16 protein-coding genes and 1 pseudogene are annotated in these 15,384 nt (G+C 37.2%); 14 read left to right on the top strand and 3 right to left on the bottom strand.

The window, feature by feature from the left end; translation table 11 throughout:
- Positions 1-210 precede the first annotated feature (210 nt).
- On the top strand, positions 211-1,710 hold the full coding sequence (locus tag PN450_RS17455) for a family 10 glycosylhydrolase (protein ID WP_271837054.1): 1,500 nt from the start codon (positions 211-213) through the stop codon (positions 1,708-1,710).
- A 50-nt stretch (positions 1,711-1,760) separates the two neighbouring features.
- Here the strand turns inward: PN450_RS17455 and PN450_RS17450 are convergent, their stop codons facing one another.
- Positions 1,761-2,666, bottom strand: a complete 906-nt coding sequence (locus PN450_RS17450) for an alpha/beta fold hydrolase (RefSeq protein WP_168652803.1) — start codon at positions 2,664-2,666, stop codon at positions 1,761-1,763.
- A gap of 2 nt (positions 2,667-2,668) precedes the next feature.
- Positions 2,669-3,169: a HugZ family pyridoxamine 5'-phosphate oxidase gene (locus PN450_RS17445; protein WP_271837053.1), complete on the bottom strand. Its 501-nt coding sequence runs from the start codon at positions 3,167-3,169 to the stop codon at positions 2,669-2,671.
- 326 nt (positions 3,170-3,495) lie between these two features.
- Between PN450_RS17445 and PN450_RS17440 the strand changes: the two genes are divergently transcribed.
- The 4 genes from PN450_RS17440 (at position 3,496) to PN450_RS17425 (ending at position 6,481) form a co-directional block, all read left to right on the top strand.
- The gene (locus PN450_RS17440) at positions 3,496-4,980 is read left to right on the top strand and encodes a CIA30 family protein (protein ID WP_271837052.1); all 1,485 of its coding nucleotides are present in this window, start codon (positions 3,496-3,498) and stop codon (positions 4,978-4,980) included.
- A gap of 81 nt (positions 4,981-5,061) precedes the next feature.
- On the top strand, positions 5,062-5,454 hold the full coding sequence (locus PN450_RS17435; protein WP_271837051.1) for a GFA family protein: 393 nt from the start codon (positions 5,062-5,064) through the stop codon (positions 5,452-5,454).
- Positions 5,455-5,463: 9 nt separating this feature from the next.
- Positions 5,464-5,898, top strand: a complete 435-nt coding sequence (locus PN450_RS17430) for a CAAD domain-containing protein (protein ID WP_417033757.1) — start codon at positions 5,464-5,466, stop codon at positions 5,896-5,898.
- Between the two features lie 208 nt (positions 5,899-6,106).
- The gene (locus PN450_RS17425) at positions 6,107-6,481 is read left to right on the top strand and encodes a hypothetical protein (RefSeq protein WP_213710033.1); all 375 of its coding nucleotides are present in this window, start codon (positions 6,107-6,109) and stop codon (positions 6,479-6,481) included.
- Here PN450_RS17425 and PN450_RS17420 read toward each other — a convergent pair.
- A complete protein-coding gene (locus PN450_RS17420) occupies positions 6,478-7,086 on the bottom strand; it encodes a Uma2 family endonuclease (protein WP_271837049.1) in 609 nt (202 codons plus the stop codon). The two genes, PN450_RS17425 and PN450_RS17420, sit on opposite strands and share 4 nt — an antisense overlap.
- Before the next feature lie 222 nt (positions 7,087-7,308).
- Between PN450_RS17420 and hemC the strand changes: the two genes are divergently transcribed.
- From hemC to PN450_RS17380, 9 genes and pseudogenes are all read left to right on the top strand, one after another.
- Entirely contained in the window at positions 7,309-8,277 is a 969-nt protein-coding gene (hemC, locus tag PN450_RS17415) for a hydroxymethylbilane synthase (RefSeq protein WP_271837048.1), read from the top strand.
- 173 nt (positions 8,278-8,450) lie between these two features.
- On the top strand, positions 8,451-9,896 hold the full coding sequence (glgA, locus tag PN450_RS17410) for a glycogen synthase GlgA (RefSeq protein ID WP_271837055.1): 1,446 nt from the start codon (positions 8,451-8,453) through the stop codon (positions 9,894-9,896).
- A gap of 94 nt (positions 9,897-9,990) precedes the next feature.
- Positions 9,991-10,320, top strand: coding sequence for a hypothetical protein (locus PN450_RS17405; protein WP_148763251.1), 330 nt, complete (start codon positions 9,991-9,993; stop codon positions 10,318-10,320).
- Positions 10,317-10,382: a hypothetical protein gene (locus tag PN450_RS24130; protein WP_371724276.1), complete on the top strand. Its 66-nt coding sequence runs from the start codon at positions 10,317-10,319 to the stop codon at positions 10,380-10,382. Before PN450_RS17405 ends, PN450_RS24130 begins: the two co-directional genes overlap by 4 nt.
- A gap of 14 nt (positions 10,383-10,396) precedes the next feature.
- A complete protein-coding gene (locus tag PN450_RS17400; protein ID WP_148763253.1) occupies positions 10,397-10,861 on the top strand; it encodes an SMI1/KNR4 family protein in 465 nt (154 codons plus the stop codon).
- 109 nt (positions 10,862-10,970) lie between these two features.
- On the top strand, positions 10,971-11,195 hold the full coding sequence (locus PN450_RS17395) for a type II toxin-antitoxin system HicB family antitoxin (RefSeq protein ID WP_148763256.1): 225 nt from the start codon (positions 10,971-10,973) through the stop codon (positions 11,193-11,195).
- Positions 11,188-11,433 (top strand): type II toxin-antitoxin system HicA family toxin, encoded by a 246-nt coding sequence (locus PN450_RS17390; RefSeq protein ID WP_271837047.1) that lies wholly within the window; start codon positions 11,188-11,190, stop codon positions 11,431-11,433. The genes PN450_RS17395 and PN450_RS17390 overlap by 8 nt, the downstream gene beginning before the upstream one ends.
- Before the next feature lie 225 nt (positions 11,434-11,658).
- Positions 11,659-11,784 (top strand): annotated as a pseudogene (locus PN450_RS24125) (type II toxin-antitoxin system HicB family antitoxin); the annotation flags it as partial.
- A 58-nt stretch (positions 11,785-11,842) separates the two neighbouring features.
- The gene (locus PN450_RS17380) at positions 11,843-15,049 is read left to right on the top strand and encodes a glycoside hydrolase family 15 protein (protein ID WP_271837046.1); all 3,207 of its coding nucleotides are present in this window, start codon (positions 11,843-11,845) and stop codon (positions 15,047-15,049) included.
- The last annotated feature ends 335 nt before the right edge of the window (positions 15,050-15,384 follow it).

The following is a 15,384-nucleotide window of genomic DNA, read 5'->3' as shown; positions in this document are numbered from 1 at the left end:
TATTCGGAACCATTACAGTTACTCAAAATATTTATTGACTTTAAATTAACTACAAAACTCTCGTATATATTTAATATTATGAACCTATTGTCAGAAAATGTCAATAGATGTCTGAAGATTTGATGTCCTATTCTTTACTCCAAATCTGGGGATATTTTAAGTGCAGGCTATTTCATGCAAGCTATTACAAATTTAAATTGATTGCTATATATGTCTGATTACAACTGGAAATTTGTAAGACTAATTTTGTCTTGGCAAGGTGTATTTACTATAATTATTGCTAGTTGCTTATTAATTCTCAACTTAGTTACCGCACCAGCTATTGCTCAAAAGGGACAGGATTGTCGGGTATCATCAAAAGCAACTCAAGAAAAAGAAAAATTACGTTTATTAGCTTTTAAAGGCAATAAAGAGGCAGAAAGTCGCTATCAGAAATTACTCAAACAGCATACACAAGAATTAAAAACCTGTCGTAGTCAGACTTGGCCACAAACTCAAGCTATTTGGTTGCGCTTGTATCCCTGCGATATCCAGCCGGGAGTAGTTGATCAAATTATGGACCGCATTGTCAACCAAGGCTATAACCAAGTTTATTTAGAAGTATTTTATGATGGCCGGGTACTATTACCAGCCGCAGCTAACCCAACTGTTTGGCCTGCTGTGGTTCGCATTCTTGGTGCAGAAAAATTTGATTTATTGGCATTAGCAATTAAAAAAGGGCAACAACGCGGGTTGAAAGTTTATGCTTGGATGTTTACGAATAACTTTGGTTATACTTATGCTCAACGGGCAGATAGACAAAATGCGATCGCTCGTAATGGCAAAAATCAAACCAGCTTATCCGTAGTAGAAGATAGTTCTCAAGTCTTCATTGATCCTTACAACACTCAGGCTAAAAACGATTACTACCGCATGATACAACAGGTTATACGCCGTCGTCCAGATGGTATTCTCTTCGATTATGTTCGCTATCCTCGTCAAATTGGTAATGATTCTATTGCTACCAAAGTTCATGATTTATGGCTATTTACCCCTGCTACCCAAGAAATCTTATTTCGTCGCGCCAAAAATTCCAAAGGATTAGAATTAATTCGCCGTTTTCTCACCAGAGGATATGTGAGTGCTGGTGATATAACAGAAATTGATAAACGCTATCCTCAAGAAGATGAACCCATGTGGGAGGGGCGTATTCCTCGAAAAAAACAGAAATCTTTGCCTTCCCCAGCGGAAAAACAGCGGGTTTTGCAATTGGATTTATGGTTATTCACTGTTGCTCATGCTATGCAAGGTATCTTAGATTTTGTGGCTTTAGCAAGTTACCCAGCCAAACAAAAAGGTATTCCCGCTGGAGTGGTATTTTTTCCCGAAGGTAATCAAGCTTTAGGACAAGGGTATGATTCCCGGTTGCAACCTTGGGATAGGTTTTCTAGTAACTTACAATGGCATCCCATGTCCTATGCAAATTGCGGTAATGTTGATTGTATTGTGGCACAAGTTCGACAGGTTTTGAAGATGGCACAACCAGGGACAAAAGTGATTCCGGCTTTAGCTGGTAAGTGGGGAGAATCAATTAGTAATCGTCCATCTTTGGAAGTGCAAATGCAAGCTCTCCGGCAATTATCTCCTCAAATTAAGGGTGTTAGTCATTTTGCTTATTCTTGGCAATATCCTCAAGATGATAATGAACGCAAATCTTGTAATGTTCGCTAAATCGTTATAATTCAGTAGGGGAGGGGAAACCCTGCCCTTTTAAGTTTAATTTAAATTTTTAATTCTCCAGTTTTGTTGTATTTTTGCAATATTCCCATGACAACTGCTGGTATTTCTAAATGGGGAAGAATTCCAGTGTCGGGTATTTCGTGAAAACCTATAATTGCACCAGGATTTAAATTTGCTAACCGTCGTCCTAATTGCATATTTGTAAATTGGGCTTTTTCTCCCCACAACATGACAGTTGGAACTTGAAGTTGCTGAATATATAAACTCAAATCAAAATAAAGATTTCCGCGTAAGAAGGACAAAGCCGCAAACTTGGCTTGATATTGTTGTGCAGAACTTAAATAAGCTGATACCATTTCTTGGGTAACTCTTTCTGGTTTAGCAAACAGAAAACTTTGCAAAAAGTTCCTAACTGCAATTTCATTTTCTGCACCTAAAGCATAAATTAAATTATCTACCAACGGTGTATTAATTAAAGAAAGTGGTAATCTCCTTCCTGCACCTTCTCCAAAATCGTTAAAACCGGAAGGACAAACTAAAAACAAAGCTTTAAATAAGTCTGGATAAGTAACAGCAAGACGAATAGTTAAAGCCGCTGTTAAAGAAGATGCTACTACAGTTACAGGTTGATTACAGGTTTGAGTAATAAATTCAAGAATCGTCGTTAAATAATCTTGAATTTGATAATCTCGCACGGGGTGAGCAGATTTTCCCCACCCAATTAAATCCGGGGCTAAAATTCGATAGTTTGACGCATAAGCCGGGTAAATTTTCGACCATTCATAAGCAGACGCACCCCCACCAAAGTTATGTAAAAATAATAATGGTGGTAAATCTTGATCTTTGCTATTTTCCCAAGGGGCGCTAATTTGGGTATAGTAAACCATTGCCCCTAAAGATGTATGAATAAATTTACTACCAAACCCAGGAGGTTGAAATTGCAGCATAATTATGAAAGTGAATCTTTGGTAATTTGTACAAGTTGATTGATATTATCACTATTAATATTATAGGCAGCCCCAAACCCAATGACGAAACGTCCGGTATTCGGTGTAAGTTGCAAAATCCGAAAATCGGGTAAACTGCGTAATGTCGTAATCAATTCTCCAAAACGAATTTCAAATTTATCAACAACTTCCTGCCATTTCTCTGTTTCCCTGGCTATCAAATTTGCGGTACAATCAAAATTTAACCGCCGACGGGCAAAAATCTGTTGAGTTTTAACTTCGTCGTCAATAAATAAAACATTCACAAAAGGATGATCCTGAATATTTTGGGTGTGAGTAGCTAGTCCACTTACATAAATATAGATATTTTTATCATCGTCCATAATAAAAGGAGCATAACTAGCATTAGGAGTTCCTTGTTTATTTACTGTACTAATGATAATGCTAGTAAATTCTGTGGGAAATTTCTCATATTCAGCTTGGGCTTTTTCAGATTGATTCATCGCAATTATCCTAATTTATAAAAATTATAATACCATTTTTAAGAACAATAAAAATTCCTCCTTAACCTCTTCTCTCTGTGTCCTCTGTGCCTCTGTGGTTAGATAAATTACCTTTAAACCGCAGACGAGATATTTCTGAAGTTACATCAAAAAGGCTGTATAGCAATACTATTTGAGTTTAAAGAATATTCTTTTTAACCAACCACAGAGGCACAGAGAGCGCAGAGAAAGAGGAAAATGAATTATATCCGGGAGTTGATATTTTATCTACTATATACTCGAAAGTTGATACAATAAGACTAAAATAACATGATTAAATCGTAACTATGAATAATAACAATCGTTCTCGATGGGATTTATGCAGGTTTATTAAAACCCTAACTTACTTTGAAGTATTTCCGGTTCTGAACTGGATAGAAAAAATCTTTCAAGGTACTCCTAAAAATAATCAAGATAAACCAAAAGAAGGAAGAAATATGGCTGTAATTCTGGTAGCTGGGGCGACGGGTGGTGTGGGTAAACGAGTTGTCAAAAAATTGATAGCACAAGGCTATAATGTCCGTTGTTTAGTTCGAGATATTGCAAAAGCGCGGACAATTCTGGGTGATGATATTGATTTGGTAGTTGGGGATATTACGAAATCAGAGACTTTGACAAATTTAGTTATGGCTAATATTCAAGCTGTAATTTGTTGTACGTCGGTGCGTGTTCAACCTGTGGAGGGAGATACACCAGATAGGGCAAAATATAATCAAGGGGTGAAATTCTATCTACCGGAAATTGTCGGAGATACACCAGAAAATGTTGAATATCAAGGTGTGAAAAATTTAGTTGCAGCCGCTGCAAAGTATCTAGTTTCTGTGGGTGAAAAACCGATATTTGATTTTACTAAACCATCAGATGAAATCAAAAATATCTGGGGCGCTTTAGATGATGTGGTTATGGGTGGTGTTAGTTCCAGTAGTTTTCAAATTAGGGAAAATACAGCAGTATTCACAGGTAATGTTTCTACTGCTAATTCTGGGGGTTTTGCTTCAGTAAGAACTAAGAATTTTTCACCATTAGTTGATTTATCTGGTTATCAAGGTGTGAAATTGCGGGTTAAAGGTGACGGTCAACGTTATAAAATATTTATCCGCACAGAGTCAACTTGGGACGGTGTTGGTTATAGTTATTCTTTTGATACTGTTGCTAATAATTGGCTGGATATTCAGATTCCTTTTCCAGATTTAGTTCCGGTTTTTCGTGCCAAAATTGTTAAAGATTGTCCACCAATGGACGTTAGTAAAGTTTGTTCTTTGCAATTAATGTTGAGTAAGTTTGAATATGATGGTGCTTTAAATCCTGCTTTTAATCCGGGGATTTTTGCGCTGGAAGTTGCATCAATTCAAGCCTATGGTGGGGAAACTTTACCTCAATTTGTATTAATCAGTTCTGCTGGGGTAACTCGTCCCGGAAGACCAGGCATTAATTTAGATGAAGAACCACCAGCAGTGAGATTAAATGACCAATTGGGAGGAATTTTAACTTGGAAGTTGCGAGGGGAAGAAAGTGTTAAAGCTAGTGGGATTCCTTATACAATTATTCGACCTTGTGCTTTGACAGAATCAGCAGGAGGGAAGGAATTAATCTTTGAACAAGGTGATAATATTAGAGGAAAAATTAGCCGTGATGATGTTGCGGAAATTTGTGTACAAGCAATTAAAGAACCAAAAGCCAGTAATCTCACTTTTGAAGTTAAAGAAAGTGAAGTAATTGCTGATAATTTAGATTGGAAACGGCTATTTTCTTCTTTGCAAGTTGATAAATAGAACTTTAAGTAATTAGTGAATTTGTTGGGTTTCCTTTGTCAACCCAACCTACAATCAGAGTTAATCAACTGGAGAAACTTAATGTCAAGTAAAGATAAATCTGTTACGTATGAGGGTGGTTGTCATTGTGGTACGGTGCGGTTTCGGGTAGTAGTTAATAATCACAAAGTTGATGATTGTAATTGTTCAATTTGTGCTAAAAAAGGATTTTTGCATTTGATTGTCCCCCAAGAAAAGTTTAGTTTGCTACAAGGGGAAGATGTCTTAAAAACTTATAAATTTAATACGGAAGTAGCACAACATAAGTTTTGCAGTATTTGTGGAATTCATTCCTTTTATATTCCCCGTAGTCACCCTGATTGTATTGATGTTAATGTGCGGTGTTTAGACGGAAATATAATTGGCAATTTTGAAATTGTGCCTTTTGATGGTGTAAATTGGGAAGAAAATATTGATAAGTTACAAAGAGGTTAAATGATAATTATGATGGAAACTCAAGCACAACAAACAGAACAAGGAAATTATTCTTCACCACAAGATAGTTTATCTTTTTCCCGTGAAGACAATCGCAGTTTACCAAAATTACCTGCTGCTAAAGAACCTGAATCCCAATGGCAGCAAATTAGTAGACAAATTCTTGAATTCTTAAATCAACTGCCAGAGTATTTAGGCAGTATTTTTAACAACAATAAACAGGGTTTAATCACCCTAGTTTTAATTTTATCAGCTTTGGTCACAGTTAAGGTAGCGATCGCATTACTAGACGCTGTGAATGGTGTACCTTTGCTACAACCGATTTTCGAGTTAATTGGCATATTTTACTCTCTCTGGTTTGCTTTCCGCTATCTTCTCAAATTTGAGTCTCGGCAAGAATTATCCCAGAAATTTAACTCTTTCAAACAACAATCTTTAGGTTAAAGATTTTTTATCAAGCTAATAAAATGTAGGTTAGTTCTAGACTAGCTTACATTTTTTTATTTTGTCATGGAGGATGTCAAATATATCTATAGATAGAGAATTTTAATCAAAGTATTTTTATTAATTATATCCTAAGATAGTGTATTTATCTGCTAGAAAATTCTAAGCTAGTCCTGGTAATCCTAGAAAAGTACAAGGGGTTAATTGTATGAATGAGAAGATTACCGCAGATACTTATGATAGAGGCATAATTCCCGCTGAAACAGCAGCCCGAATCAAAAGAGAAGGAGTAAATTATAAACACTTGCCGACTGAAGAGGATCTTGCCAGCGCTGCCACTGATGACCAAACTGATATTTACAGTATTCGGACAACGGACGGTTATACTGTGGATAAAGAGGGGCTATTGAATAATTATCCAGTTGAACCGGAAATGTATTATGAAGTTCCTGGTGATGCGCGGGAAATAGCAGAACAAGAAAAAGCTGAACGAATACAGGAATTGCGAGAAGTAAATGCAGATAAAACAGGTTTATTAACAGAGGATTTTGATAAAAGAGGTAAAGGACCAGGAATGATCTAATTTACCATTTCTTTGATTTTCTCCCGAAATCCTAAAGCCGCATCTAAAGGGTCATCTGCTACTACATATTGCGCCAAAATTGACAAATCTAAGTTTGGCAATAATTCACTTTTTGCCACCAATTCATAACTTTCACCGCGCAGATGATAAATGGCAAATTGATTGTTTTGAAAAAACCAAACTTCTGCCACGCCTAATCTTTTGTAAACTTCTAATTTATCAATTCCCCCACTGGTGACTACGACTTCAATGGCAAGATCAGGAACTTCTTTTTCTATGCCTAGACAGTAGGATTCATCTGGTTCTACTCCTCCTCTTTTCGCTTGTTTACGGAAGGTGGTAGAACCAAGGGGAAAATAGCGAATGCGTTTTTCTTGAAAGTAAATTTCCAGCAAAGATCCAATAATTGTTTTGCGAATTTCATGACGGCGACTTGGTGACATTAATTCTATGACTCCATCTAAATATGTAACTCTATATTGTAAACTGTCACCCAAATCATTGAGTAAAGCTTCATAATTTTTCCAATTAACACCAGTGATAGTTTGCCGTTCTTCTGGATCTTCGGCTTGTAATAGTTCAGATAATTCTGAAAGTAAAAGCATATAATTTCCTTAAAACCGAATGATTGCTAACTTGATTATATTCTAATTTCCAGATCCCCGACTTCTCTGAGAAGTCAAGGATATATTTCAAAAATTGTAAATAAATGTAAAGCTACTAGCAAATAAAATCTTCACAGAATTAGGTTAATCTAATCCGGTACGTCACTCCCTGCGGTAGTCTAGATAAATGTTAATTTATCGCCTGGTTTGACAAATAGTTTTATGACTTCAGTTTCCAGTCCTGCACGCGTTATTCGTATTGGTTCACGTAAAAGCCAACTAGCTCTAGTTCAAACATACTGGGTACAAGCGGAACTCCAGAAAAGCTTTCCCCACATTACTTTTGAAGTCCATACCATGTCTACCCAAGGGGACAAAATCCTGGATGTGGCATTGGCTAAAATTGGCGATAAAGGACTATTTACCAAGGAACTGGAATTGGGCATGATCAATAAAGAGATTGATTTTGCTGTGCATTCTCTCAAGGATCTTCCCACCAATCTACCAGAAGGGTTGACACTGGCAGCGATTACAGAACGGGAAAACCCCGCAGACGCGGTGGTATTGCATGAAAAGCATAAAGGTCTGCAAATCGAGACTTTACCCGCAAATGCGGTAATTGGGACTTCTTCCCTGCGACGTTTGGCACAGTTACGCCATAAGTTCCCTGATTTTACCTTCAAAGATGTGCGGGGAAACTTGATCACACGCATGGCAAAACTGGATGCTGGTGAGTATGATGCTTTAATTTTAGCAGTAGCTGGTTTAGAAAGATTGGAAATGAGCGATCGCATCCATCAAGTTCTGACTCCTGAAATCTCCCTCCATGCCGTTGGACAAGGTGCTTTGGGGATAGAATGCCGGGCAGATGATACGGAAGTAATTAGCTTACTGAAAGCTATTGAACACCCGCAAACACGCGATCGCTGTTTAGCAGAAAGATCATTTTTACGAGTTTTAGAAGGTGGTTGTCAAGTTCCCATTGGTGTAAATACGGTAATTAATGGTGACGAATTAACTCTAAAAGGTCTGGTTGCCAGCGTTGATGGTCAACAAATAGTTAAAGATACCGTCACCGGTGCGGCTACTGATGCTGAAAAGTTAGGCGCACAACTAGCCAGTATGTTACGAGAACAAGGCGCTACAGAAATCTTAGAAAAAATCTTCACCGAGATTCAACGAGGATCATAGGGTAATAGGTGACAGGTGACAGGTTACAGGTAACAGCCAAGAGAAGAGAGTTTAATTACCCAATCACCAATTACCAATCACCAATTACCAATTACCAATCACCAATCACCAATTACCAATCACCAATTACCAATCACCAATTACCAATCACCAATTACCAATTACCAATTACCATGAGAATTTTATTTGTAGCAGCGGAAGCTGCTCCCATTGCCAAAGTTGGCGGTATGGGGGATGTTGTCGGTGCATTACCCAAGGTCTTGAGAGCAATGGGTCATGATGTACGGATTTTCATGCCTTACTATGGCTTTGTACCCGACAAAATGCCAGTTCCCAAAGAACCCATTTGGAAGGGAGCAGCCATGTTCCAGGAGTTTGCAGTTTACGAAAGTGTACTGCCTGGAACTGATGTTCCTTTGTATTTATTTCAACATCCATCTTTTTCACCTCGGCGGGTTTACGGTGGAGAAGATGAAGATTGGAGATTTACTTTATTTTCCAATGGGGCGGCGGAATTTTGCTGGAATTACTGGAAACCGGAAATTGTCCATTGTCATGATTGGCACACAGGAATGTTACCTGTGTGGTTGAATCAATCTCCAGATATTACCAGTGTATTCACCATTCACAACCTCGCTTATCAAGGTCCTTGGCGGTGGTATTTAGAGAAAATTACCTGGTGTCCCTGGTATATGCAAGGACACAATACCATGGCGGCCGCAGTCCAGTTTGCCAATAAGGTAAATACAGTTTCTCCTACCTATGCGGAGCAAATCAAAACACCTGCCTATGGTGAACAAATAGAAGGGTTATTATCTTTTATTGGCGGCAAATTATCAGGGATAATTAACGGCATAGATACGGAAATTTATGATCCTGCCAATGATAAATACATCACCCAAACCTTTACGATAGATACCCTTGATCAACGCAAAGCTAATAAAATAGCTCTGCAAGAAGAGGTGGGTTTAGAAGTTAATTCTAATGCCTTTCTCATCGGCATGGTGACAAGGTTGGTAGAGCAGAAAGGGATGGATTTAGTATTACAAATCCTTGACCGTTTCATGGCTTATACAGATGCTCAGTTTGTCTTGTTGGGAACAGGCGATCGCTATTATGAAACCCAAATGTGGCAACTCGCATCCCGCTATCCCGGACGGATGGCAACCTATCTTCTGTATAATGATGCCCTTTCACGCCGTATTTACGCGGGTACAGATGCTTTCCTAATGCCTAGCCGCTTTGAACCCTGCGGAATTAGCCAAATGATGGCTTTGCGTTATGGTTCTGTACCTATTGTTCGTCGGACAGGGGGATTGGTTGATACTGTCAGCCACTTTGATCCAGTCAATGAAGCAGGTACAGGTTATTGCTTTGACCGCTATGAACCTCTGGACTTATTTACCTGTATGATTCGCGCTTGGGAAGGTTTCCGCTTCAAACCTCAATGGCAAGAATTGCAAAAACGGGGGATGAGTGAAAACTTCAGTTGGTATGAATCCGCTAAAGAGTACGATAAACTCTATCGTTCTATCTATGGTTTACCAGATCCAGAACCGGAAGTAACACTAGAACCAACACTAGAAGCAAAACCAAAACTAATACAAAAATCAGTTTAAGGTGTTGTAGGAAGTTGGAATTTTAGACAATATTGATGGGGTATTTATCTGGAATACCCCTTTTTAATACACGATAGTATAGAATTAAAAAAAGATGGATTGGCTAGAGCGCGTCGCAGAAATTCGCAAAATTTGTAACGTGCCAGCACCAGCTCGAAATGTTGCTATTGCTAGAGTATGGGTAGATGAGACGTTTTCTGAGCTATTTGCTTTTAGTGGTAAGCTGTTGCGAGAAGGAGCGGTTGGTTTACCCAGTCAACCGATGTTTCAAACCTTTGACATTGCTGGACACCGAAGAGACTTAGACTCAGAGTACAAAATATTAGAAGCGATCGCCGAAAAATATACAAATAATAGAGAAGTAAAGGGTAAAATTGAATTATTTACTTCAAAGAGCCATGTGATTCGTGTGAGTATGTCATGAAGCAGTTTAGGCAAACTTTCCCGAACATTCAGCTAAATGTACATCACGGAAACATTGCATAAAGGAGTCGGTATAAATGTCAATTTGCAATTTACCCGCACCACTTAATCTTATTTTTCATGAGAATCATCTTTCCCCATGTTCAGATTTAGAAATAATTCAACTTGAACGACAACAAGGTATTAATCTGCCCAGCACTTACAAAGACTTTTTGAAGATAATGGGGCATGGGGCAGGTAAGTTTTTACGTGGTTCAGATTGCTTTTATCAGCATTTGCCACAAATTCAAGAATGGGCTAAACAGCTTTTAGTAGAAAATGATTTTCCTCAAACTTTACCGGAGGATGCTTTTGTATTTTTCATGCACCAGGGATATCAGTTCAGCTTTTTCAGACTTTCAGAAGGTGATAACCCACCAACTTATTCATATTGTGAAGGACAAGAACAGCCTTATTTTGTCAAAAGTCATGATCAGTTTAGTGAATTTCTATCTGTGGAAATCAATCTTTATTTAAAGTCTTTGATGCTGATAGCGAATTAGATATTAGCTAGATAAACAAAATTATGGTTCAGAACAAAGGATTTTAGATATGCAAAATAATGAACTATGATATAATAGTCAATGATTAATAATCAAATAGCAGTTACTTATGTCCTATAAAGTTAGTATTGTCATTGAAAAAGATGAGCATGGCTATTATGCTTATTGTCCTGAACTTCCTGGATGTCAATCTGAAGGTGATTCTTTAGAAACAGTACAAGCAAATATCAAAGAAGCTGTTGAATTATATATCGAAACATTATCAGAATTTGAAAAACAAGCACTTCAGCACAAAGAAATATTAACTATGACTTTGGAGGTAAAAGTTGCCTAAACTGCCCCGACTAACTGCCAAAGAAGTTGAAAAATTACTATTAAATGCTGGTTTTATGCAAATAAGAAGCAAAGGTAGTCACAGAATTTATTTTCGAGAAAATGTTAGAGTAGTGATTCCTTTTCATTCAGGTAAGGTCTTACATCCGAAAACGGTACAACAGGTTTTTACTGCTATTGAAAGTTTTGAAATTGAGAAAATAGAAGAGGAAATAAATCAAGACGAAGAAGATATTTAAGAGGATGTTTTAAAGGTATTTTCTGTCAGAATCAGGATTTCCAGGATTTAATGATTTGCAGGATGGTAATTTTTATGATTAAAGATGTAAGTTTTTATAAAAATGCCCAAATCCATGTAAAATACACCAAGTAAACTGGCAAATAAAGTTATATTATATAAATGATTTACCAGAATAAAATATTTTTAACTAGGTTTGTTATTTCATGGAGAAACTGCTCGAACTATGGCAACAATAAAATCTCAACGGAAAGTGCTATTATCTCATGGTGAAGATGGGTATTTTGTTGTCAAAGTACCAAGCTTACCCGGTTGTATCAGTCAGGGTAAAACTCGTGAGGAAGCTTTAGCTATAGATTTTTTTATTTATCAACCTCACAGCAACAAAGTTAAATTTTCTCATTACCATAATGAACACATCAACCACACCATTAACACGCTTAGATTTTTACTATCAGCAAATCAAGACAATTATTTTAGCGCGTCAAAACCCGATTACTGGTTTATTACCAGCGAGTACCGCTATTACTGCTCATGGCGATTATACAGATGCCTGGGTGCGGGATAATGTGTATAGTATTTTAGCTGTTTGGGGTTTAGCTTTAGCCTATCGCAAATTAGATCATGATCATGGTCGCACCTATGAATTAGAACATAGTGTTGTTAAACTAATGCGTGGTCTATTGTTTGCCATGATGCGACAATCTCATAAGGTTGAAAGATTTAAACATACACAATCTTTACTAGATGGACTTCACGCCAAATACAATACAGCCACAGGTGATATTGTTGTCGGTGATGATGAATGGGGACATTTGCAACTTGACGCGACATCTATTTTTTTATTAATGTTGGCACAAATGACCGCCAGCGGATTATCAATTATTTTTACATTGGATGAAGTTAACTTTGTCCAAAACCTAGTTTATTATATTGGTCGAGCTTACCGCACACCAGACTTTGGTATTTGGGAACGGGGAAATAAAATTAATCATGGTAGTGCAGAATTAAACGCCAGTTCTTTGGGAATGGCTAAAGCAGCTTTAGAATCTATAAATGGATTAAACTTATTTGGTGTTCATGGTAGTCAAGCATCAGTAATTCATGTTTTACCAGATGAAATCGCTAGAGCCAGAATTACTTTAGAATCATTATTACCCAGAGAATCAGGTTCTAAAGAAGTTGATGCGGCGTTGTTGAGTATTATTAGTTATCCCGCTTTTGCGGTGAAAGATGAAGCATTGCGAGAACGCACCTTTAAAGAAATTATTAGTAAACTCGCAGGAAAATATGGTTGTAAACGCTTTTTAAGAGATGGACATCAAACAGTTTTAGAAGATACTGAACGCTTACACTATGAACCGGGTGAACTTAAACAATTTGAACATATTGAATGTGAATGGCCATTATTTTTCACTTATTTAGTTCTTGATGGATTATTTCGCGGTGAACAAGCACAAGTTCAGAAATATCAAGAACTTTTAAGATCATTGTTGGTAGAACAGAACGGGTTACAGCTATTACCGGAAGTTTATTATGTTCCTGAAGAAAATATAGAAGCTGAGAAATTAGATCCTCAGTCTCAGTTAAGATTACCCAATGAAAATATTCCTTTAGTTTGGGCGCAAAGCTTATATTATCTGGGAGAAATGTTAAGTGAAGGCTTAATCTCACTAGGAGATATTGATCCTTTAGGTAGACATTTGAATGTAGGAAAAAACCGCAGTGCTTTAGTCCAAATTGCTTTAATAGCAGAAGATGAAGCCCTACAAACACAATTAGAAGTATATGGAATCGAAACCCAAACTCCTACCCAAATCGCACCAATTCAAATTAGGAAATCTGAAGAACTTTCCCAAATTTATACACAAATTGGCAGAAATGATCAACTGGGTTTAACGGGTCGTCCTTTGCGACGACTGAGAAGTTTGACGATATCAAGATTCTTTCGGATTAGAGAGCAAACAGTTGTCTTTTTACCATCATTTCTAGATTCTCAACAGTTTTATTTAACTCTTGATTATCATTTTTTGGTAGATCAAATTAGAGGTGAATTGGCTTATATTCAAAAATACTGGAGTGATTTAGGTCGTCCGACTTTGACTTTAATGATTACTCGAACTATGCTAGAAACTGGTTCTGAAGCATTATTAGAATTAATGCAAGAACTCAAAGATGGTATTTGTAACGGAGTCAAGGTAAAATTAGGAAAACTCAATCAATTAATGCTGACAGCAGCAATTCAAAGAATTGATTTTTTATCAGATACAGAATTATCGCAATCCTCAGTTGCAAATCGGGGAATCCGTTGTTATTACCTGACTTCTCATTTAGAAAAAAGTTGGTCTTTGGGACATACCCAAGAATTCCAAATGGAATGTGAAACTAACTTAGATTCATTATTAGAATATTTGCGCTCATCAGAAAATATTTATGAGCAAATTGAATTACTCCAAACTTTAACTCGGTTACAGGGTTTAGAATTTGATACAGGATATGCTGGGCCAATTAATGCTGTCACTGTAGCGGATTTACTCGATGAAGTCTATACCAAAGCCGGAGATTTAGGGCTGTGGGCGGTGGTGCGACGGGCTGCGGGTTTACGCCAAATGCTCGATATTGGCTTATCAGATGCGATAACGAGTATTTTGGTTCAAGGTAAGCAAATTGCAGTGGGGAGGGCTTATAGTCAGGCTTCTTTGATAGTTGTTCCTATCTCTGGAAGTGAGATTACTGAGAAAATTAATAACTTCTGTCGTGAGGATATTCGAGATCGGGTTTTAACGCAAGAAATATTAATTTATCTCGGTGTTTTAATCAAATCAGAACCAGAATTATTTCGCGGATTTATTACATTGAGAGTCGGTTATTTGATTCTTTTAATTACTAGCGACATAGCCAGAGAATTCATCCTCACCCAAGATGAAGCTTATGAAAAATTAATGCAGCTTTCACCTTTTGAAGTGAAAATGCGTTTACGTCAAGTGTTAACTGGATATAGTGGCGTAAGTAATTTATTACGTCAACAGGAATCATTGCACGTCAAACAAAAAGAAAGTGATATTGCTTGGGTTGTGCTACCTGTAATTAGTGAAGAAACAGAAGTTCCTCTTGATGGTTGGCGCAGATTTCGTCAAAGAGAAGGTGCATTAAATCGTGTACCCAAAGACTTTTTTAAACAAGTTTGGTTATTAATGCAGCATTGCAAAGGTTTAGTCATTGGTGATAAATTAGAACGACGGAATCGGTTAGAAAGTGAAGTCATGCTTTCAGAAATGACCGCAGGAGAAAGAAATTTCGCTTTATTAGTTGAACATTTGCTGAATAAAATTGAAGCCCCAGAATATCGCCAAGTCAATGTAGAAGCTTTGATGGAATTGGCTACAATCGTGGCTAATAACCCTAAGTTGCAAATTGAAGAATATATGGTTTTAGATGTGTTAATCGGTCATGCAGTGCGGTTAGCGTGGTTAGAAAATCATCCCCATCGCCGCGATTATTATGATGAAGATAAAGCTACTGCATGGCCATCATTTTATAATAGTTCTCCTCAAGATTGCGCTAATTATATTCTAAAGGCGTTTAGGTTCTTAACGGAGTTTGTTCAAGATGTTTAAAATTGTAAATAGCAATACAGTTCAGTTAAGAAAATTGTAGTTACTAATTTTCCGGTTGCACCTCTATACAAAGTTCCGCAACTCAATCAAAGCAATAATAATTTTTGCTCAAGCGCTTTCATACATAGAGCAACACGGGAATTAATGTCTTTTTGCTCAAATTCATCAACACCCAATTTCACTTTCAGATGTTGGATCCCACATTCCGCACCCCAAAATGTTACAGAGGGAAATTACGGAGATGAAAATCAAAGGGAGCATCAAAACAAACAGATAAAGTGAAAAAAGGCATTTGAGAAACAGTAAATCACCAAAAATGTCATCAAAATCTATTC

This window comes from Dolichospermum lemmermannii CS-548 (assembly GCF_028330815.1).
GTDB classification, from domain to species: Bacteria; Cyanobacteriota; Cyanobacteriia; order Cyanobacteriales; family Nostocaceae; genus Dolichospermum; species Dolichospermum lemmermannii.
The sequence above is the reverse complement of the archived record's forward strand: the minus strand, read 5'-3'. Positions and strand labels throughout refer to the sequence as shown.

What these genes read in the sequence shown, in the direction of transcription:
- PN450_RS17455 (WP_271837054.1), top strand. Translation starts at nt 211, where the DNA reads ATGTCTGATTACAACTGGAAATTTGTAAGACTAATTTTGTCTTGGCAA.
- PN450_RS17450 (WP_168652803.1), bottom strand. Translation starts at nt 2,666, where the DNA reads ATGCTGCAATTTCAACCTCCTGGGTTTGGTAGTAAATTTATTCATACA.
- PN450_RS17445 (WP_271837053.1), bottom strand. Translation starts at nt 3,169, where the DNA reads ATGAATCAATCTGAAAAAGCCCAAGCTGAATATGAGAAATTTCCCACA.
- PN450_RS17440 (WP_271837052.1), top strand. Translation starts at nt 3,496, where the DNA reads ATGAATAATAACAATCGTTCTCGATGGGATTTATGCAGGTTTATTAAA.
- PN450_RS17435 (WP_271837051.1), top strand. Translation starts at nt 5,062, where the DNA reads ATGTCAAGTAAAGATAAATCTGTTACGTATGAGGGTGGTTGTCATTGT.
- PN450_RS17430 (WP_417033757.1), top strand. Translation starts at nt 5,464, where the DNA reads ATGATGGAAACTCAAGCACAACAAACAGAACAAGGAAATTATTCTTCA.
- PN450_RS17425 (WP_213710033.1), top strand. Translation starts at nt 6,107, where the DNA reads ATGAATGAGAAGATTACCGCAGATACTTATGATAGAGGCATAATTCCC.
- PN450_RS17420 (WP_271837049.1), bottom strand. Translation starts at nt 7,086, where the DNA reads ATGCTTTTACTTTCAGAATTATCTGAACTATTACAAGCCGAAGATCCA.
- hemC (WP_271837048.1), top strand. Translation starts at nt 7,309, where the DNA reads ATGACTTCAGTTTCCAGTCCTGCACGCGTTATTCGTATTGGTTCACGT.
- glgA (WP_271837055.1), top strand. Translation starts at nt 8,451, where the DNA reads ATGAGAATTTTATTTGTAGCAGCGGAAGCTGCTCCCATTGCCAAAGTT.
- PN450_RS17405 (WP_148763251.1), top strand. Translation starts at nt 9,991, where the DNA reads ATGGATTGGCTAGAGCGCGTCGCAGAAATTCGCAAAATTTGTAACGTG.
- PN450_RS17400 (WP_148763253.1), top strand. Translation starts at nt 10,397, where the DNA reads ATGTCAATTTGCAATTTACCCGCACCACTTAATCTTATTTTTCATGAG.
- PN450_RS17395 (WP_148763256.1), top strand. Translation starts at nt 10,971, where the DNA reads ATGTCCTATAAAGTTAGTATTGTCATTGAAAAAGATGAGCATGGCTAT.
- PN450_RS17380 (WP_271837046.1), top strand. Translation starts at nt 11,843, where the DNA reads ATGAACACATCAACCACACCATTAACACGCTTAGATTTTTACTATCAG.